Genomic DNA, 18,795 nt, shown 5'->3' with positions numbered 1-18,795 from the left:
TCTGCTCCGTCGTGGAAGCCGTTCCGGCCGGCCGGGAAGAGTGCGTCAAGCCCGAAGCCGTCCAAGAGCGGCTCGACGCCGAAGTCCGCGAGTCCTAGCCGCCGGCGCTGAAGGTCACCGGCAGGCTCAGGGGGCCGCGCAACCCGCCGGGGCGCCAGCGGATCTCGTCCGGCGCCACGGCGAGAGCGAGGCCGGGGAGGCGGCGCAGGGCGGTGCCGATGGCGATCTGCCCCTCCAGGCGGGCCAGCGGCGCGCCCAGGCAGTAGTGGATGCCGTGCCCGAATGCGAGGTGGGCGTTGTCCTGGCGGGTGATGTCGAGGCGGTCGGGGTCGGGGAACCGTGCCGGGTCGCGGTCGGCGATGGCCGAGGCGATCAGTACGGTCGCGCCGCGCGGAACGGTCACGCCCGCGATCTCGACGTCCTCGCGCGCGAACCGCGCGATGCCGGGGCTGACCGGGCCGTCGTAGCGGAGGAACTCCTCGATCGCGCCCGGCAGCAGCTCGGGGTCGGAGCGCAGGAGGTCGAGCTGGGCGGGGTGGGCGAGCAGCGTGGCGATGCCGCCGCCGATCAGGTTGACCGTGGTGATGTAGCCGGCGGCCAGCAGCAGGAAGACCATGGCGATCAGCTCGTCCTCGGTCAGCTGCTGTTCCTCGTCCCGGGCGGTGATGAGGCCGCTGAGCAGGTCGTCGCCGGGGCGTGCCCGTTTGGCCTGGATGAGGTCGGTCACGTACGCGCGCATGTGCTGCCATGCCTCGTTCACCACGGCGGGGTCCGGCGGCTCCGCGCCCCGCATGATCATGCGGTCGGTCCAGTGCTGGAAGTCGTGACGGTCGTCCACCGGCACTCCGAGCAGTTCGCTGATCACCGCGACCGGAAGCGGCAGCGCGAACTCCGCCACGAGGTCGGCGCGGCCGGCCGGGACGACCGCTTCCAGCAGCCGGTCGGTGATGGACTGGATCCGGGGCCGCATCCCGGCCACTCTGCGGGCGGTGAACGCCTTGGAGACCAGGCGGCGCAGGCGGGTGTGGTCGGGCGGGTCGCTGCGGAGCATGTTGCTCAGCATCGACTCGCGTTCCGATTCCGGCAGCTGCCGCAGGAGCCGGGTGTCGGAGGCGTCGCGGATGTCGCTGCCGAGGCGGGGGTCGGACAGGGCCGCGAGTCCGTCGTCGTAGCGGGTGACGAGCCAGGCGTCCAGGCCGCCCGCGATGACGGCGCGGCGCACTGGGCCGTCCTCGCGCAGTTGCCGGTACAGCGGGAAGGGATCCGCGACGAAGGCGGGGTCGGCGTAGGGCAGAAGGACCGGCCGCTCGCTCATGATTCCTCCAGGAGTACGTCGCCCTCGCTGTGGAGAGTGAGGATATATGCCCAAGTCTCCCTGGATGCCGCTTTCCGGCCATGCCCGTCGGTGTCCGCCGCAGCTCTGCGGGAGTGCAACCACGGCGTATCGGGGTACGAACCATTCCTGGTGAAGGGGGAGTCGATGGCGGAAGACAGCCGGACCGGGCCGGAGGGCACCGCGCACATCAGGGTGGCGACGGCGGCGCGCGCTGGCGGTGACCCGTCCGCCGAACCCGGTGCGCCCGGTACCCCTTTCGACTCTGCCGTACGGCCTTCGGACGCCCTGCGCATCCAGCGCCTGGCCGATGCTCCGCACCGCGCTGCGGCGATCACGGTCGGCGAGTCCGGCCGGACGCGGATCGAGGACGAACTCCGGCTGTCCGCCGATGCGGTGGCGCGCCAGGTGATGCGTGACGGCGTCCCCCTGGCGTACGAGCCCGCCGCCCACTAGCCGTTTCTGTCGGATCACCTTTCCGACCGGAAACGCCCTAGTCGTCGTGGTCGGTGACGGTGGGGTAGGAGACGCCGCTGTAGACCTGGTTGAGGACGGTGGGGAGCAGGGCCATGGCCGTGGCCTTCGAATCGAGGGAGACGGTCAGGTTCGTCCAGACGACGAGGGTGACGTCGTTGGCCGGGTCGTGGCCGATGAAGGAGTTGAAGCCGGGGAGCTCACCGCCGTGGAAGTACATCGCGGCCTTCGGGGTGAACCGCTGGTAGGCGATGCCGTACCCGTACTTCTGGCCTTCGGGGGCGGCCGGATCCTGGGCCTGCGGGCTGCGCAGCCACTGTTGTTGGGAGGCGGGGTTCAGGACCTTGCCCGTCACGAGGGCCTTGATCCAGGTAGCCAGGTCGTCCGCAGTGGAGATGACGCCTCCGGCGGCGGTGGCGTAGGACGGGTTCTGGTGGGTGTAGTCCACCGGCTTGAGCTTCCCCGACCGGGCCGCGGCCTGTACGTCGGCGGGGTAGAGCTCGTCGACCATCGCGTGGGCCGATCCGCCGTACATGTAGCCGTGCGCGTAGGGGGCGGGGAGGGACACGTCGTGGATGCCGGGCAGCGAGGTCCCGGCCAGGCCGAGCGGGGTGAACAGCCGGTCGCGGAACTGCTGGGCCAGCGGCCGGCCGCCCGCCTTCTCGGCGATTAGGCCCAGCAGCGCGTAGTTGGTGTTGTTGTACTCGTAGGAGGCGTCGGGGGCGAAGTTCGGCGGGTGCCGGAAGGCGATGTCCAGCATCTCCTGCGGTGTCCGCGCCTTGCCCGGTTCGGCGTCCAGGGACGCCGAGAATTCGGGCGCGTCGGTGTAGTTGTACAGGCCGCTGCGCATCTTCAGCAGCTCGGCGACGGTGATGTCGGAGCCGCCGGGTACGCCGGGGACGTAGTCGGACACCCGGTCGCCGAGCCGGAGCTTGCCGTCCTGGGCGAGGAGCATGATCAGCGCCGAGGTCATGGTCTTGGTGTTGGAGGCGATCCTGAAGTGGTCGGCCGTGGTGGGCGGGGTGGCCTTGCCCAGCTCGGTCGTGCCGACGACCGTACTTAAGGTTCCCTGGGGGGTGCGGAGCAGGACCACCGTGCCGGGCACCATGAGCTTCTTCGCCGCCTGCTCCACCGCGGATTGCAGCGCGGCCGGATCGATGGGCTTCAGCGCCGCCGACGGAACCGTTGGAGACGGGGTGGGGTCGGCGGCACTCGCCATCGCGACGGGTGCGGCCGACGCGACGGGAGCCGCCGGGGGCAGGCCGCAGACCACGATCAGCACGGCCGCGCCCGGGGCCAGCACCGCGGCGCGGCGACGGGCGGCGCGCCAGCCCTCGGATGCGGATGCGGGTGCGGATCCGGTTCTTCGGCGGTGGGTGCGGTCCGGGGTGTCGGCGTCAGCGCGGATGGTCCTCATGCCGGCATCACAGCCCTCGTGCTCGACAGTCGACGGTCGGCAAAGCATCCAATTTTATCATTTTTGCCGTTTGGGCCATCCGTACGGCGCTGCGCCCCGGAAAGGTGTCGGTCAGATGCCCCCGGTGAGGTGCTCGGGGCGGACCGGCGTCCTGTTGAGCTCTAGGCCGGTCGCGTTCCGGATCGCCGCGACGACGGCCGGAGTGGACGACAGGGTCGGAGCCTCACCGATGCCGCGCACTCCGTACGGCGCGTTCGGATCCGCCAGCTCGAGGTAGTCGACCGGGATGGTCGGGGTGTCGAGGATGGTCGGGATCAGGTAGTCCGTGAAGGAGGGGTTGCGCACCTTCGCGGTCTTCGGGTCGACGATGATCTCCTCCATCACCGCGACGCCCAGGCCCTGGGTGGTACCGCCCTGGATCTGTCCGACGACGGAGAGCGGGTTGAGCGCCTTGCCGACGTCCTGGGCACAGGCCAGTTCGATGACCTTGACCAGGCCGAGCTCGGTGTCCACCTCCACCACCGCGCGGTGCGCGGCGAAGGAGTACTGCACGTGGCCGTTGCCCTGGCCGGTGACGAGGTCGAAGGCCTCGGTGGGGCGGTGCCGCCACTCCTCCTCGACCTCCACGACCTCGTCCTCCAGGACGTCCACGAGGGTGGAGAGGACCTCGCCGCCGTCGGTGACGACCTTGCCGCCCTCCAGGAGCAGTTCGGCCGTGGCCCACGCCGGGTGGTGCGAGCCGAACTTGCGCCGGCCGATCTCCAGGACCTTCTCGCGGACGAGTTCGCAGGTGTTCTTGATGGCGCCGCCGGTCATGTACGTCTGGCGGCCCGCGGAGGTCGAACCGGCCGAGCCCACCTGGGTGTCGGCCGGGTGGATGGTCACCTGCGTGACACCCAGCTCGGTACGGGCGATCTGCGCGTGGATGGTGACGCCGCCCTGGCCGACCTCCGCCATGGCCGTGTGGACCATCACGACGGGCTCGCCGTTGACGACCTCGATGCGCACCTTGGCGGTCGAGTAGTCGTCGAAGCCCTCGGAGAAACCGACGTTCTTGATGCCGACCGCGTAGCCGACACCGCGGACGATGCCCTCGCCGTGGGTGGTGTTGGACAGACCGCCCGGCAGCGCACGGACGTCGACGCCGCCGGTGGTCTCCCACTGGCGCTCCGGCGGCAGCGGACGGGCCTTGACGCGGCGCAGCAGCTCGGCGACGGGGGCCGGGGAGTCGACCGGCTGCCCGGTCGGCATGATGGTGCCCTGCTCCATCGCGTTCTTCTGCCGGAACTCCACCGGGTCCATGCCCAGCCTGGCGGCCAGCTTGTCCATCTGGGCCTCGTACGCGAAGCACGCCTGGACGGCGCCGAAGCCGCGCATGGCCCCGCAGGGCGGGTTGTTGGTGTAGAGGCCGATCGCCTCGATGTCGACGTCGTCGATGACGTACGGGCCGACCGAGAGGGACGCGGCGTTGCCGACGACCGAGGCCGTGGACGACGCGTAGGCGCCGCCGTCGAGCACGATCTTGCACTTCATGTGCGTGAGCTTGCCGTCCTTGGTGGCGCCGTGCTCGTAGTAGAGCTTCGCCGGGTGCCGGTGGACGTGCCCGAAGAAGGACTCGAACCGGTTGTAGACGATCTTGACTGGCTTGCCCGTGCGCAGCGCGAGCAGACAGGCGTGGATCTGCATCGAGATGTCCTCGCGGCCGCCGAACGCCCCGCCGACGCCCGCCATCGTCATGCGCACTTTCTCCTCGGGCAGGCCGAGGACCGGGGCGATCTGCTTGAGGTCCGAGTGCAGCCACTGGGTGGCGCAGTACAGGTCGACGCCGCCGTCCTCGGCGGGGATGGCGAGGCCGGACTCCGGGCCGAGGAAGGCCTGGTCCTGCATGCCGAAGGTGTACTCGCCCTTGACGATGACGTCGGCCCTCTCGGCGGCCTCGTCGGCGTTGCCGCGGATGATCGGCTGGCGGTGCACGATGTTCGGGTGCGGGACGTGACCGGAGTGGTGGTCGTCGCGGTTCTCGTGAACTCGCACGGCATCGGGGGCGATCGCCGAGGCCTCATCGGTGATGAGGGGCAGCTCCCTGTACTCGACCTTGATCTTCGCGGCGGCGCGGCGCGCGGTCTCCGGGTGGTCGGCGCCCACGAGGGCGACCGGCTCGCCGTGGTGACGGACCTTGCCGTGGGCCAGTACCGGGGTGTCCTGGAATTCCATGCCGTAGTACTTCATCGCGGCCGGCAGGTCGTCGTACGTCATGACGGCGTAGACACCGTCCATCGCGAGGGCCTCGGAGGTGTCGATGGACACGATCTCGGCGTGGGCGACCGTGGACCGCAGGATCTGGCCCCACAGCATGTCCTCGTGCCACATGTCCGAGGAGTAGGCGAACTCGCCGGTGACCTTCAGGGTGCCGTCCGGGCGCAGCGTCGACTCGCCGATACCGCCCTTGGTCCGGGAGCCCTGGGTGACGTTGGTGGGGATACCGGTGGTGGTGCCAGCCATGATCAGACCGCCTCTTCCTGTCGTTCCTGTCGTTCCTGGCGGGTCGCGGCCAGGCGGACCGCGTCCAGGATCTTTTCGTAGCCCGTGCAGCGGCAGAGGTTGCCGGAGAGCGCCTCGCGGATGTCCGCGTCGGACGGCCTGCTGTTGCGCTCGATGAGCTCGTCCGCGGCGACCAGGAGACCCGGGGTGCAGAAGCCGCACTGCACGGCGCCGGCGTCGATGAACGCCTGTTGGATCGGGGAGAGTTCGTTCCCCTCACCGGTCTGCGAGTCGGTGCCCTCGGCGGACCGCTGCTGTGGGTCCTGCAAGGAGGTGCCCCCGCCGCCGTCGGTGCCGCGACCCCCGTACGCGGCACGCTGCTCGGCGTGGTCGGCGAGGCCCTCGACCGTCACGACCTCGCGGCCCTCGGCCTGCCCCGCCGCGACCAGGCAGGAACAGACGGGCACTCCGTCGAGGCGGACGGTGCAGGATCCGCATTCGCCCTGCTCGCAGGCGTTCTTGGAGCCGGGCAGGCCCAGGCGCTCGCGCAGGACGTACAGAAGGGACTCGCCCTCCCAGACGTCGTCCGCTTCCTGGGGACGGCCGTTGACGGTGAAATTGACGCGCACGGTTACGCAGCTCCTTCGAGCGAGCGGCCGTTCGCGCCGCGGAACCGCTCCCACGTCCAGACGAGCTGACGGCGAGCCATGATGCCGACCGCGTGCCGGCGGTAGCTCGCGGTGCCGCGGACGTCGTCGATCGGGTTGGCGGCGCCGGAGCAGAGCTTGGCGAACTGCTTGGCGATCGACGGGGTGATGACCTTGCCGGACTCCCAGAAGTTGCCCTCTTCCAGCGCGGCGTTCAGGAACTCCTCGGCAGCCCGCGCCCGGATCGGGGTCGGCGCCGCCGAGCCGATGCCGGTGCGTACGGTGCGGGTCTTCGGGTGCAGCGCGATACCGAAGGCGCACACGGCGATCACCATGGCGTTCCGCGTGCCCACCTTGGAGTACTGCTGGGGGCCGTCCGCCTTGTTGATGTGAACGGCCTTGATGAGCTCGTCCGGGGCGAGCGCATTGCGCTTCACGCCGGTGTAGAACTCGTCGATCGGGATCAGGCGCGGACCGCGGACCGACTCGACCTCGACCCGGGCGCCGGCGGCGAGCAGCGCGGGGTGCGCGTCACCGGCCGGCGAGGCGGTGCCGAGGTTCCCGCCGACGCCACCGCGGTTGCGGATCTGCGGCGAGGCGACGGTGTGCGAGGCGAGCGCGAGACCGGGGAGCTCGGCCCGCAGGTTCTCCATGATCGCGGTGTACGGCACGGAGGCGCCCAGCCGGACGGTCTCCTTGTCAACGTGCCACTTCCGGAGCTCGGCGATGCGGTTGAGGTCCAGGAGGTACTCGGGGCGACGGTGGTCGAAGTTGATCTCGACCATCACATCGGTGCCACCCGCAATGGGCACGGCCGTGGGGTGCTCGGCCTTGGCGGCGAGCGCCTCCTCCCAGGCGGCTGGGCGAAGGAAGTCCATGAGCGGCTCTCCTCTCTTCGTGTCGGTTCGGTCGTGATGGGGCGTTCGTTTCGAGCCAGGGGCCCGAAGCCTCCGTCCGCCGGATGCACAGAAGTAGACAGCTCGATCAAGGGGGCGAGGCAGTCACCGATCGCTCAAAGCAGGCTTCTCCGTCGCCTGTGGACCACCGTTCTTTCCCACCGCATCACGCCGTTGAACTGCGGCGATACGTGTTCCGGAAGCAGCGGGGGGCGTGAGAGAGTGGCGATCATGCGACTGCGCGAACTCTTGGACATCGACGAACTGGGGCTGCTTCTGCTCGTGGGCCAGGGCGCCGACAGCGTGCTCGATCGCGCCATACGCGCCGTCCCCACCATCGACCTGGCCGACCCCGGGCGCTTCCTCACCGGCGGTGAACTCGTCCTGACCGAACTCGCGTGGTGGCGGGAGGACGGAGACGCCGAGGGCTTTGTGCGCATCCTCGATCAGGCGGGCGTCACAGCCCTCGCCGCCGGCGAAGCCGCACACGGACTCGTCCCGCACGACCTCGTACGCGCCTGCCGACGCCACGGCCTTCCACTCCTTGCCGTGAGACCGGAAACATCGTTCAGCGCGATTACCGAGCACGTTCTGCGCCGTCTGCACGGCGGGCAGGCGGGCGACCTCGCCGCCGTGGTCGAACGCCATCGACGGCTCCTCATGGACCAGAGCGCCCCGGACTCCGTACTGGAGCTCCTCCGGCACAGCCTCGGCCTCGACGTGCGCTTGCTGTCGCCGACCGGGCGTCAGATCGCCGGGCCCCGCCCGCCGCTGCACGCCAAGACGGCGGTGGCACTGGCCGGGAGGTACCTCGCCGCGCGCCGCTCGTGCGAGGCGGCTCCCCATCGGGTCACGATCGGGGACCGGCCCTACTCGCTCGTACCGGTACGCGCCGCCGGGCCGTCGGCCGCGGCGGAGCACGCCGCCGAGTTGGGTGACTGGCTGCTGGTCGTGGAGGCCGACACGTCGACCTGGCCTGCGACGGATCTGGAACTCCTCGACCGGATCGTCGAACTGGCCGCTGACGCGCGATCCGCACACGACCGGGCGAAGGTGGCCCTGAACGACCTGGCCCGTCAACTCCTCGACCTGCTGCACAGCCGCGTCCCGGCCGACGAGATCCCCGTCCGGCTGAGCAGCACCGCGCAGGCCGTCGTCAGCCAGAAGGACACCTGGCAGCGCTGCCAGTTCGTGGTTGCCAGGGGAGGGTTGCACGGAACCCTCCCCATCCCCGCCCCGGCCCTGCGCGTGCTCCTGGAGGAGGCCCTGGTCCAACAGGACGGCTCGGTGCCGGTATCGCCGCAGGACATCGCCGCCACCGTCGACGGCGAACAGGCCGTACTTTTCGTACTGGTGCCGGAGCCCACGGACGCGCTGCCGGAACCGGGCCTCGACTGCGCTGCCCTCCAGCGGAGACTCGCCGCGGCGCTCGCGCGCTGGCTCGGCCCGGCAGGCCGCATCTCCATCGGGGTCAGCTCGCCGGTGGGATCGGCCGAAAGCGCACGCCGGGCGCTCAACGATGCCCGCACCGCGCTGCGGGTCGCCGAGGGCGGCACGGCACAAGTGACCGTACGCGGCCCCGACGACCTCACCTCGCACATCCTGTCGCTGCTGCCCCTCATCCCCGCCGAGACCCTGCAAGCCTTCGCGGCCCGTCTGCTCGGCCCCTTGCGCGATCACGACAGCCGCCACCAGACCGACCTGCTGCCCACGCTGGAGAGGTTCCTCGAGTGCGACGCGTCCTGGACCCAATGCGCCGCCCAACTCCACCTGCACGTCAACTCGTTGCGCCACCGCATCGCCCGCATCGAGCAGCTCACCGGCCGGGACCTGGGCCGGCTCGAGACCAGACTGGACTTCCTTGCGGCCCTGAGGGCCCGCTGATTCGCCGACCGGTGCGCTCGTGTCGGTAAGGTCAGCATGGACCGATCCGAGAGATGAAGGACCGATGACGTTGAAGGAAGGCCGGCGGGTGAAGCTGGCGGCGGACACCAGGCTGACCGATTCCGGTGCGGTGGCGGGGGGCGGGTTCCTGGCACTGGCCGCCGGCACCGAGGGCACCGTCGAGCAGGTGGTCGAGCACCGGAACGAGAGCCAGGAGGTCCGCGAGTACGTGCGGCTCAAGTCGCTGCTCGATGACTTCGGGCATCAGATGCCCACGGAGAGCAGGAGGCAGCTCGTGGAGAAGGTCGGCGCCCTGGAGCCCGAATGGATCGCCTACCAGCAGCAGGGGCAGCGCGTGACGGTACGCGTCCGCTTCGACAACGGGTTCATCCTCGACGAGGTGCAGGCGGACCTCTTCACCACCGCCTGACCTGCCCCCGGGGGAGCACGGTGTGGCAGTCCTCCCAGGCGGATTCGGTCAGCAGTGGTCTGAAGCGCGTGAACAGGGTGAGGAGATCGGGTCCCCACTTCAGGCGGAAGTCAGGGTCGACGTGGGCGATGTCCAGTTCGTTGGCTGCGGTCAGTTCGGCGAAGTCCCGCCTGAGCCCTGGGCCGGGGGTGAAGACGCGGCCGGTGAACCGGTCCCGGATCGGGGCATCGGTCCGGGCCAGGTTCGGGTAGGAGGCGTCCCGGTCGCAGCTGGCGTAGGCGTACACGAGCTCTTCGGCTTCGGCTCCGATCACCGCGGCCAGTTCACTTCGGCGGTCCAGTGGCAGCAGTGCCGCGGGGAAGCCGTCGGTTCCGTAGAACGCGTGGCACAGGCCCGCCAGTTGCAGGGCGGGACGAGCACCCCACGCGGCGAGGCGTTCCCGTACGCGTGTCAGGTGGGCGAGGAGGGTGCCGCCCGGGTGATCGAGGTCTGCGGCACCGAGCTCGCGGAGGAACGCGACGGCGTGGGCGAGGGCCGGGGGTGATGTGGACAAAGGAGGTGGTCCTCTCTGCGTCTCTCTGCGTGTGGTCGGGTCGGCACCCGTCTCCCGCCCTCCTTCAGGTGCGCACCGTCGTGAAGGAGCGGAGGCGGGTTGCCGCCCTGGGTCGACCCGCTACCGATCATCAGACGGCCCAACACCCAAGTCAATCCTAGGGTTTGCTTCGCCGCCACCAAGGCTTACCTTGGGTCTCGTGACTCTTGATGATCTCCGTGTCTTCGCCGCGGTGTGCCAGGCCGGCTCGCTGAGCGCCGTCGCCCGCGACCTGTCGTGTACGCAGTCGGCGGTGAGCCAGCATGTGAAGCGGCTCGAGCGCGAAACCGGACTCAGCTTGCTGGAGCGGCATTCCCGCGGCGTCGCGCCCACCCAGGCCGGGCACCTGCTCCGCACGGCGATCACCGACGGCCTCACTGGCATCGACCACGCCCTGCGCCGGATCGAGGAGCTCGTGCGCGGCGACGGGGGCTCGGTCCGGATCACCACCGGGGCCACCACGGTCCGGCACTTCATGTCCGCGGCCGTGGTCGAATTCCGGCAGCGCTTCCCCCGGGTGAGCCTGGAATTCCGGACCGAGAACTCCAGCCGCAGCTGCTTCGACGCCCTGGCCGTCGGCGGTCTCGATCTCGCCTGGATCACGCTCGGCACACCGGTCCGGGGCATCGAACAGCGCCCCGTCATCGAGCTCCCCTGGGTGCTGGCCGTCCGGGCCGGTGACCCTCTGGCGGCTCGACCGCTGATCGAACCCGAGGACCTCGAGGGTGCCCGGCTGATCGGCCTCCCCGAGGGATCGACCTCCCGCTCCCATCTCGACTCCTGGCTGACCGCATCGGGTATCCGGCCGGTCTTCGACACCGGCGTCGCCGACTGGGACACCGCGATACTCCTGGCCGAACTGGGTCTCGGACACGCCGTCGTCCCCGCCCTGCCGGGCTGGCAGGGTTCCGGACACCCGAACCTGCGCCTGGTCCCGATTCCCGCCCTCCCCGTCCTCACCGCGGGCTGGGCGGTACGTAGCTGGGACTCTCTCTCGCCCCTGGCACGGGCCTTCGCCGATGCCGTGGCCGGTAGCTGCACCGCGCCCGATGCCGTCGCGGAGGGCGCAGACGCGCCGGGCTCGGTGCGTTCGGCGTCATGAGCGACCGGCCCGGAAGCCACGGGGACGTGGACGCTCGATCGCCGAGATCGTCCGCTCCGGCGCGCGGTTCGTCTCGACTCTCAGCGCCCTGCCGGACGCGGACATGTGTGCCCCCTCGGCGCTGCCGGCGTGGCCCCGGGGACACGTCGTCTCCCACGTGGCCCGGGGCATGGACGCCTACGTGTGGTTGCTGACCGTGGCGCGTACCGGTGCCCACTCCTCGCCCGATCACGTCCTTTCTCGGCTGGCTCAGCGGGCGCCTGCCCGAGGCCTCCCTCGCCGCCGGCCGTCCCGTTCCCGAGCCGCCCGGGCCGTGGCCGCTGCCCCCGGCTCCCGGCAGGGGCCGGGCCTCCGGCAGCGGAGGCTGACCCGGCCGTACCGGTCCCCCGTTGCCGCGGTCGCGCCATCGCCTCCGGCATCACTGCGGTCCGCCGGCGCTCACCCGACCGGCGGGGGCTCCGTACACCCGCCCGGCGAAGCGTCTCGACGCCGCTTGCCTGCGACCAGGCAGAAGGGATGACCGGCCGGATCGGTGAGGACCCGCCACCTCTCCCCACCCGGCTGGTGATCCGGCTTGCCCGCGCCCAGTTCCAGCAGCCGGGCCTCGGCCTCGTCCAGGTCCTCGACCGCGAAGTCGAGGTGGAACTGCTGGGAACGGTTTGGTCCGGCCAGCTCGGAGCCCGGTGGTCGTCGACCCGTTGAAAGCCGATGAAGAGCCCGTCCTCACCGCTGAGACCGGCGAAGTCGGCGTCTGATTCCGGGTGGGGTTCGAGGCCGGTGGCCTGCTGGTAGAACAGCGCCAGAGCCGGCGGATCAGGGCAGTCGAGTGTGATCGCGGTCAACTTCATCTGCGGGGACACGGCACCTCCGGGCCGATCGGTGTTCTGTGCGGCCTCCGCGCCCGAGCGTGGCCGCTCGGGAAATGGGGATGCCCCGGCGGCCGTGACCGGGCAGGATCTTCCGTCATGAACGATAAGATCCGAGCCCGGCTCGACGAGGCAGTGGGCTCGGGTGCACTGGTGCGCCTGCGGCGGTCGATGCCGGGTGCGGAGCGGCTCGAGGGCTTCGTCGTCGGCACGGGCACCGAGTGGACCCTGATGGCGGTCTGCAAGGACATCCAGCTCGACGGCTGGGCGGCGGTACGCACTGCGGACATCACGAAGGTCCGACGGCGCGGCGACGAAACCTGCCTGACCGTCAGGGCACTGCGCCGCCGGGGAGAGTGGCCGGTACGGGCGCCCGTACCGGCGGTTCCGCTGGACGGCCTGCCGGCTCTGGCGGACGCAGCCTCGCGTGGCTTCGGCCTGATCTCCCTGCACGCGGAACGCCAGGTCCCTGACGCTTGCTGGATCGGTGAGGTGACGGAGTTGCGGCCCAAGTCGCTCCGGATCCGCGAGGTCGACACGGAGGCGCAATGGCGAAGCACCCCGAGCAGGTTCCGCTTCAAGGACGTCACCCGCGTGGACTTCGGCGGCCGGTACGAGCAGACCCTGCGGGAATTCTCCGGCCCGTACCACCGGGACGGAAGGTCCCGGTGACGGCCGCGCCGCAGGAGCAGGTGCAGGAACAAGCCCTGGGGCAGGGGCAGGGGCAGCCGGGCGGAGAGCTGACCCAGACCGAGCGGATGACGGTGCGTTTCCACCTGACCTGCCTGGCCACCCTGCTCCCCTACCACCAGCGTCCCGACGCCCTGGACGCCTGGGTCGGGCTCGATCCCGCCTTCTTCTTCATGGGCTTCGATCCGCCCACCCCCGTCACGGAGGCCGTCGTGCGCCTGGGCGGCACCCGGCTGCGGGCCGCACTCGCGCTCACCGTCGGCAGCGGTGACACCCAGCGGGCCCTGTTCGCACTGGACGAGCCCGAGATCGACGCCGCGCTGCGGGACAACCACCGGCTGGACTACGAGACGGTGTGCCTGCTGCGGGTACGGGACCCGCACGCCACCGCGGCGGGCCGCTCGTACCATCCGGGCCACCACCGGCGCGCCCTGCTGTCCGCCGACCCCGAGCTCGCGGCGGCCGCGCTCCTGGACCCGCGCGGCGACATGCGGCCGACCGTACGGGCCGCTGCCTGGGCCACCGTACGCGCGGCCGGAGGAACGGCCCGGGTCCGTGAACTCGCGGCCGCGTTGCCCGGACACGACGACCCGGTCGACGCCGAGGTCGTCGCGGCCTGCGCCGAGGCCGAACCGGAACCGTTTCTCGACACGGCGGCCGAACGCCATCTCGGTACCGGTGCGTTGCTGCGCCGTCTGCGGACCGCACACCGGGCCGACCACCAGCCCTGGCGGGCACGGCGGGCCATGCAGTCGATCCTCGCGGAGCCGTACCGGATCGACTGGCGGCTGGTCGCGGCGGCCCGCCTCGGGTGCCGGCTGCCGCGCACGGCCGCAGAGTTGCTGCGCTCGCGTCCGGACTGCCCGCCCGAGGTCGCCGTCGTGCTGCGCACCGGTCGGCCCGCCCGCCCGGGCCGCCCCCTGCCGCCCGCACCCGAACCCGCGGTCCCGGAGCCCTACCGGCCGCCCCGCTCCCACTGGGTCCCCGAATGGCAACCGCCGGGCGACACCGGCCCGTTCGGGGACAGCGCCGAAGCGGCGCGGCACGCCCTGCGGACGATGCCCGTCGCCTTCGACGCACGCACCGACCCGGCCGCCGCCACCCTCGCCCACCTGGCCGCGGTGATCGAGCGCGGGCAGCTGCCCGCCTCCGCGGCCGTCCCGCTCGTCCGCCCGGCGAGCGTGCTGACCTCCTGGGTCGGCCAGGCCTCCGGCTGGGCGGACGTCTCCCGCGCCGCCTGGAGCGGTCGCGCGGCCCTCCACGTGGAGACCGCGGCCCTGCTGGCCCGTTGGGCCGCCGGCCGCGGCCCCGCCGGGCGGTGGGCAGCGCTCTACCCCCTCCTGCGGCACTACCCCGGTACGCTGCCCGAGCTCCTGGCCGCGGTGTCCGCGGCCCACCCGGACCGGGCTGATCCGTCGCTCAGCTGACGTGGGCGGCGATGGTTCGCGCGCACTCCAGGGATTCGGCATGCGTCGTGTCGACCTCCAGGTCGTAGATCACCCCTTGGTGCACCAGATCCGCCTGCAATGCGGCCATTCCCGGGACCCGGTCTCCTCGTGAAATCTCGCGGCCGGAGGCGACCTCGCCCTCGCACCTGACGCCGACCCACAGCACCGCCAGTCCGCCGAGGGCCTTCTGCCACCGCTGCTGGGACACCGCTCCGCCGAGGAAGACGTCGTCGACGACGATCCTGGCGCCCGCCCGGGCCATCGCCACGATGCCCTCGGTCCAGGCCTCCTCCAGCGCCCGGAAGTCCGCCCCGACGCTCACCCGGCCGTCCGCCGCGATGTCGAGCCCCGCCTCCGACGCCTGCATCTTCGCGGGCATGGCGTCGACGAACGAATCGACCCCGAACGCCAGCCACGGATCGGGCAGTACGGCCTGCAGGCACCGCACGATCCCGGACTTCCCCGAGCTGGAACCACCATTGAGAATGATCATCCGAGTTGTCACCGCGCCACAGTAGGGGCGCCTCCGCGAGACACGAAACGAATATCGGCGCTCGGCTACCGGACGGCCGCGGGTGCCAGACCCAGGCCGGCGAGCACGGCCGTGCCGGCAGCGGCGTGCTCGCCCCCGGCGAGCAGCAGTGTGCGCGCCGACTGGTAGGGGCAGCCGGCCGCGTCGAATGCCGCCGCGGCGGCGAGCTGCCGCGTCAGGTCGCCGTCCAGCAGCGCCTGCGCCCGGTCCAGCTGGGCGGTGGCGACGGGGTTGCCGGTGACCAGGCTCCGGGCGGCGTCGATCCGGTTCCGGGCGTCCGGGTGCCCGGCGAGGACCGATGCCTCCGCGCGGAGCGCCACGTACCAGTGCAGCCAGATCCAGCACACCCACTTCCACACCTGGTCCGGCTCCGGTGCGACCCGCTCCAGGGCCGCTTCCGGGTCCCCGTGGTGGAGCAGGACCATGGCGTCGAAGACCGCACCGTAGCCGTGGCGGTGCTCCGCTGCGGTGCCCACCCGGTCGACGATCGCCAGCCAGTCTGCCCGGGCGTCGTGGTCCTCGCGCAAGCCGTGGATCATTGCGACCGACGCGGCGGCCGGGCCGAGCGAGAACGACCGCTGCCGGCCGCTCCGTTTCCACGCGTCGAGGAACCTCCCGCTGCCGGTGAGCACGTCGTCGGCTTGGCCCGCGAACGCGTCCGCGACCAGGAGCCAGGACGTGGCGTGGTGGCCCACCTCGGCCAGCAGCGGGTGGTCGGCGAGCTGCCTACCCCACCGGCGGGCCTGCTGCAGCTCCCCCACGCCGAGGGCGGTTCCGGCGGCCATGGCGAGCGCGTCCATCCGCTCGTGCGTGCTTCCGGGGGTGCCGGGTACGGAGGCCAGGATGTCGATCCGGCGCCGGGCGGCGGCCGCGGCGCCGAAGGACTCACCGGCCCAGCTGCGGGCGCCGGACAGCGCGTCGAGGGCGGCGGACTCGGCCACCGGGTCGCCCGCCCGCCGGGCGAGTCCGACGGCCCGTTCGGCGTACCCGACCGTCTCCTGGACCGTGTTGTCCGAAGCTCCCTGGACCGCGCCGAAGGCATCCGCGATCACCGCCGCCTCGGCCAGCGCGACGGCCGCCCCGGCAGCCGGGTCGCCGTCGCCGTCGCCGTCGCCGGACAGCTGTCGTGCTGCCGCGAGCACGGCGGTCACCTCGTCCACGTCGGGGATCCGCGTGAACTCGCTGGAGAAGCGGTACGCGACGGTGGCGGCGGCCGCCAGGTCGCGGCCGGCGCCGGCGGTGTCGCCGGCCCGGCGGGCGGCCTCTGCGGCGGCACGGTGCAGGCGGAACATGTCGTCGCCGAGCCTGCGGCAGCCGGCCACCCCGGCGGCCTCGCGCAGCGCCGCGGCACCGGCGGCGTCGCCGGCGAGCGCGGCCGCCTGCTCGTACCGCTGCTGGGCTTCGCCGAGCAGGTTGCGGGTAAAGGTCAGTTCGGCCATGGACAGGGCGAGGCGGTAGGCGTCCACGCGCTGGTCCGGCTGGTCGGCGGCCCAGGTGAGGGCGGCTCGGATGTCCTCGGCCATCGCGTCGAACCGGGCGCGCCAGTCCGCGCCTTCGGCTCCGGTGAGGGCGGCCGCGCCGGCCAGGCACCACCCCAGGTGGCGGGATCGCACGTCGGTCAGCTCACCGGCCTCGGCGAGCCGCTCGGTCCCGTACTGGCGGATGGTTTCCAGCGCCTGGTACCGGGTGCCGGTCGCGGACGGTGTCGCGGTGAGCAGGCTCTGTTCGGCAAGTCTGCCGAGCCCGTCGGCGACGGCGGCCGGATCCAGCGGGGCGAAGGCGGCGACCGAGGTGGCCGCTTCGGCGGTGAACGGCATGACGAACACCGAAATGCGGTGCAGCAGCGCCCGGTCCGGCGGCTCCAGCAGGTCGTGGCTCCAGTCCAGCGCGGCCCGCACGGACCGGTGCCTGTCGTCCGCGCGGGGTCCGCCGGCGAGGATCCGCAGCTGGTCGGAGAGGCCGGCCGTGAGACCGTCCAGTCCGAGCGTGGGCCACCGTGCCGCCGCCAGCTCGATCGCCAGGGCCATGCCGTCGAGCCGTTCGCAGATGGCCGCGATCCGGTCGCGTTCCGTCGGATCCGGCGGCCGGCCGACCGCCGCGGCCCGTTCCATGAACAGGGTCACAGCCTCCGAATCGCCGCCGTCGGCCCAGGACAGCGGCGGAACGGGGAAGACCCACTCGAACGGCACCATCATCCGGGCCCGGCTCGTCGCGAGCACCTGCAGCCGCGGGCAGGCCACGAGCAGCCGTTCCAGGAACGGCGCCACCCCGTCGCGTACCTGCTCGCAGTTGTCCAGCACCAGCAGCGCCTGACGGTCCGCCAGCGCGGCCAGCACCGCCTCGTCGATGCCGCGCCCGGGCTGCTCCCCCACACCGACGGCCGCTGCGACCGCCGCCCCGACCCGCGCCGGATCGGTGAGCGGGGCCAGGTCGACGAACCACACCCCGTCGGCGAAGTCGCCGGCCGCCTCCGCTGCCACCGCCAGCGCGAGCCGCGTCTTCCCCACTCCGCCCGGACCGACCGCGGTGACCTGCCGGCGCACCTTCACCGCCTCGGCCAGCTCCGCGCGTTCCCGTAGCCGGCCGACGAACGCGGTCAGCGGTGCCGGAAGGGCGGGTACCGGGCGCGACTGCTCGGCGCGGGCGAGTTCGGCCGCGCGCCGGGAGAGCGCCCGCCGGTCCGGCACCTCCAACTTGCGGAGCAGCGAGGAGACATGGGACTCGACGGTGCGTACGGAGATGACCAGCCGGGCGGCGATCTCCGCGTTGCTGAGGTGTTCCCCGAGCAGCGCGAGCACGTCGGCTTCACGAGCGGATATCACAGGACTGGACACCGACTCATTATCCGTGGTGGTTTCCGTGGTCAGCACGGAGGCGGACCGTACCCCGGCCGGGAGAGGCTGTGACCACACCGATCGAGCCCGGCAGGACACACCGGGTCGATCGTGGCCCACGACCACAGGAGTGACCATGACGGACCGGCCGAGTGCCGACCCACGCCCCCGGGCTGTGCGTCGCCGCGACACCGAGCACCGGCTCGCCCATGACGTCGATGTCTGGGTGGCCAGTGCCTCGGCGGACGGTGCGCCGTACCTGGTGCCGCTGTCCTTCGACTGGGACGGCGAGACGCTGTTGGTGGCCACCCCGGCCGGCAGCCCGACCGGCAGGAACCTGGCTGCCACCCGGACCACTCGGCTGAGCCTGGGCCACACCCGCGACGTATCCATGATCGACGGCGAGGTCGAGGTCCTCGAGATCGACGCGCTGCCGCGGCAGCAGGGCGACCGGTTCGCCGCCCGCACCGGCTTCGACCCGCGCGCGTCGGCCACGCCGTACCGCTGGTTCCGTATCACCCCGCACCGCATCCAAGCCTGGTGCGAGGCAGACGAGTTGGCCGGACGCGAGCTCATGCGCGACGGCCGCTGGCTCGGCTGATCCCCCATCAACCACGTCCCCCATCAACCATGCATGAAAGGAAACCTGCCATGACGAACGCGCAGAAGCCCGCCCGGAGCACCGGCACGGCCGACAAGAAGTTCGACGGGTTCACGGCCGAGGAACGCGCCGCGATGCAGGACCACGCCAAGGAGTTGAAGGCGTCCGCGCGCCGCAGCCCGCGCACGGCCAAGGCGGACGGGGAGAGCGACGTGCTCGCGAAGATCGCCGAGATGGCGGATGCGGACCGCGTCCTCGCCGAGCGGCTCCACGAGATCGTCAGGTCCGCCGCGCCGGACCTCTCGCCGAAGCTCTGGTACGGGATGCCCGCGTACGCGAGGGACGGCAAGGTCGTCTGCTTCTTCCAGAGCGCGCAGAAATTCAAGTCCCGGTACGCCACGCTCGGCTTCAGCGACCAGGCGAACCTCGACGACGGCACGATGTGGCCCACCACCTACGCCCTGACGGAGCTGACGGCCGCTACCGAGGCACGGATCGTCGAGCTCATCGGGAAGGCGGCCGGCTGAGACCCACAGCGCCACGCCAACACAATATTCCTTGACGCGAA

At 71.7% G+C, this 18,795-nt stretch carries 17 protein-coding genes and 1 pseudogene; 9 read left to right on the top strand and 9 right to left on the bottom strand.

What is annotated here, in order from left to right:
- Nucleotides 1–94 precede the first annotated feature (94 nt).
- Nucleotides 95–1,315 carry a cytochrome P450 gene (locus tag AB0447_RS18295; protein ID WP_366477701.1) on the bottom strand — a complete coding sequence of 407 codons (1,221 nt, stop codon included), beginning with the start codon at nt 1,313–1,315 and terminating at the stop codon, nt 95–97.
- 165 nt (nt 1,316–1,480) lie between these two features.
- Here AB0447_RS18295 and AB0447_RS18290 point away from each other — a divergent pair, with 165 nt between their 5' ends.
- The gene (locus AB0447_RS18290) at nt 1,481–1,789 is read left to right on the top strand and encodes a hypothetical protein (RefSeq protein ID WP_366477700.1); all 309 of its coding nucleotides are present in this window, start codon (nt 1,481–1,483) and stop codon (nt 1,787–1,789) included.
- A gap of 37 nt (nt 1,790–1,826) precedes the next feature.
- Here the strand turns inward: AB0447_RS18290 and AB0447_RS18285 are convergent, their stop codons facing one another.
- From AB0447_RS18285 to AB0447_RS18270, 4 genes are all read right to left on the bottom strand, one after another.
- Entirely contained in the window at nt 1,827–3,224 is a 1,398-nt protein-coding gene (locus AB0447_RS18285) for a serine hydrolase domain-containing protein (protein WP_366477699.1), read from the bottom strand.
- 111 nt (nt 3,225–3,335) lie between these two features.
- Complete coding sequence (gene pucD / locus AB0447_RS18280) at nt 3,336–5,726, bottom strand: xanthine dehydrogenase subunit D (RefSeq protein WP_366477698.1); 2,391 nt, start codon at nt 5,724–5,726, stop codon at nt 3,336–3,338.
- Nucleotides 5,727–5,728: 2 nt separating this feature from the next.
- Nucleotides 5,729–6,334 (bottom strand): (2Fe-2S)-binding protein, encoded by a 606-nt coding sequence (locus tag AB0447_RS18275; protein WP_366477697.1) that lies wholly within the window; start codon nt 6,332–6,334, stop codon nt 5,729–5,731.
- A 2-nt stretch (nt 6,335–6,336) separates the two neighbouring features.
- Nucleotides 6,337–7,230 carry a xanthine dehydrogenase family protein subunit M gene (locus AB0447_RS18270; protein WP_366477696.1) on the bottom strand — a complete coding sequence of 298 codons (894 nt, stop codon included), beginning with the start codon at nt 7,228–7,230 and terminating at the stop codon, nt 6,337–6,339.
- A gap of 249 nt (nt 7,231–7,479) precedes the next feature.
- Between AB0447_RS18270 and AB0447_RS18265 the strand changes: the two genes are divergently transcribed.
- Together AB0447_RS18265 and AB0447_RS18260 are read left to right on the top strand one after the other, a co-directional pair.
- Nucleotides 7,480–9,132 (top strand): PucR family transcriptional regulator ligand-binding domain-containing protein, encoded by a 1,653-nt coding sequence (locus tag AB0447_RS18265; RefSeq protein WP_366477695.1) that lies wholly within the window; start codon nt 7,480–7,482, stop codon nt 9,130–9,132.
- Between the two features lie 64 nt (nt 9,133–9,196).
- Nucleotides 9,197–9,562, top strand: a complete 366-nt coding sequence (locus AB0447_RS18260) for a hypothetical protein (RefSeq protein ID WP_366477694.1) — start codon at nt 9,197–9,199, stop codon at nt 9,560–9,562.
- Here the strand turns inward: AB0447_RS18260 and AB0447_RS18255 are convergent.
- On the bottom strand, nt 9,549–10,115 hold the full coding sequence (locus AB0447_RS18255) for a DUF6817 domain-containing protein (protein WP_366477693.1): 567 nt from the start codon (nt 10,113–10,115) through the stop codon (nt 9,549–9,551). The two genes, AB0447_RS18260 and AB0447_RS18255, sit on opposite strands and share 14 nt — an antisense overlap.
- Before the next feature lie 199 nt (nt 10,116–10,314).
- Between AB0447_RS18255 and AB0447_RS18250 the strand changes: the two genes are divergently transcribed.
- Both AB0447_RS18250 and AB0447_RS18245 read left to right on the top strand, forming a co-directional pair.
- Nucleotides 10,315–11,256: a LysR family transcriptional regulator gene (locus tag AB0447_RS18250; RefSeq protein WP_366477692.1), complete on the top strand. Its 942-nt coding sequence runs from the start codon at nt 10,315–10,317 to the stop codon at nt 11,254–11,256.
- Nucleotides 11,174–11,776 (top strand): maleylpyruvate isomerase N-terminal domain-containing protein, encoded by a 603-nt coding sequence (locus AB0447_RS18245; protein WP_366477691.1) that lies wholly within the window; start codon nt 11,174–11,176, stop codon nt 11,774–11,776. The genes AB0447_RS18250 and AB0447_RS18245 overlap by 83 nt, the downstream gene beginning before the upstream one ends.
- Here the strand turns inward: AB0447_RS18245 and AB0447_RS18240 are convergent.
- Nucleotides 11,695–12,116: pseudogene (locus AB0447_RS18240) on the bottom strand (VOC family protein). The gene AB0447_RS18245 and the pseudogene AB0447_RS18240 sit on opposite strands and share 82 nt — an antisense overlap.
- 105 nt (nt 12,117–12,221) lie before the next feature.
- Between AB0447_RS18240 and AB0447_RS18235 the strand changes: the two are divergent.
- Nucleotides 12,222–12,794, top strand: coding sequence for a hypothetical protein (locus AB0447_RS18235; RefSeq protein WP_366477690.1), 573 nt, complete (start codon nt 12,222–12,224; stop codon nt 12,792–12,794).
- Nucleotides 12,791–14,239: a hypothetical protein gene (locus AB0447_RS18230; protein ID WP_366477689.1), complete on the top strand. Its 1,449-nt coding sequence runs from the start codon at nt 12,791–12,793 to the stop codon at nt 14,237–14,239. Before AB0447_RS18235 ends, AB0447_RS18230 begins: the two co-directional genes overlap by 4 nt.
- On the opposite strand, the gene cpt is transcribed toward AB0447_RS18230, so the two are convergent.
- Together cpt and AB0447_RS18220 are read right to left on the bottom strand one after the other, a co-directional pair.
- Entirely contained in the window at nt 14,232–14,765 is a 534-nt protein-coding gene (cpt, locus tag AB0447_RS18225) for a chloramphenicol phosphotransferase CPT (RefSeq protein WP_366477688.1), read from the bottom strand. The two genes, AB0447_RS18230 and cpt, sit on opposite strands and share 8 nt — an antisense overlap.
- 53 nt (nt 14,766–14,818) lie before the next feature.
- Nucleotides 14,819–17,662: a LuxR C-terminal-related transcriptional regulator gene (locus AB0447_RS18220; RefSeq protein ID WP_366477687.1), complete on the bottom strand. Its 2,844-nt coding sequence runs from the start codon at nt 17,660–17,662 to the stop codon at nt 14,819–14,821.
- 100 nt (nt 17,663–17,762) lie between these two features.
- Between AB0447_RS18220 and AB0447_RS18215 the strand changes: the two genes are divergently transcribed.
- The gene (locus AB0447_RS18215) at nt 17,763–18,227 is read left to right on the top strand and encodes a pyridoxamine 5'-phosphate oxidase family protein (protein WP_366477686.1); all 465 of its coding nucleotides are present in this window, start codon (nt 17,763–17,765) and stop codon (nt 18,225–18,227) included.
- Nucleotides 18,228–18,277: 50 nt separating this feature from the next.
- Entirely contained in the window at nt 18,278–18,754 is a 477-nt protein-coding gene (locus AB0447_RS18210) for a DUF1801 domain-containing protein (RefSeq protein WP_366477685.1), read from the top strand.
- Nucleotides 18,755–18,795 lie beyond the last annotated feature (41 nt).

The organism is Streptomyces sp. NPDC051211 (assembly GCF_040689505.1).
Classification (GTDB): domain Bacteria; phylum Actinomycetota; class Actinomycetes; order Streptomycetales; family Streptomycetaceae; genus Streptomyces.
This window is presented reverse-complemented; position numbering and strand designations above follow the sequence as displayed.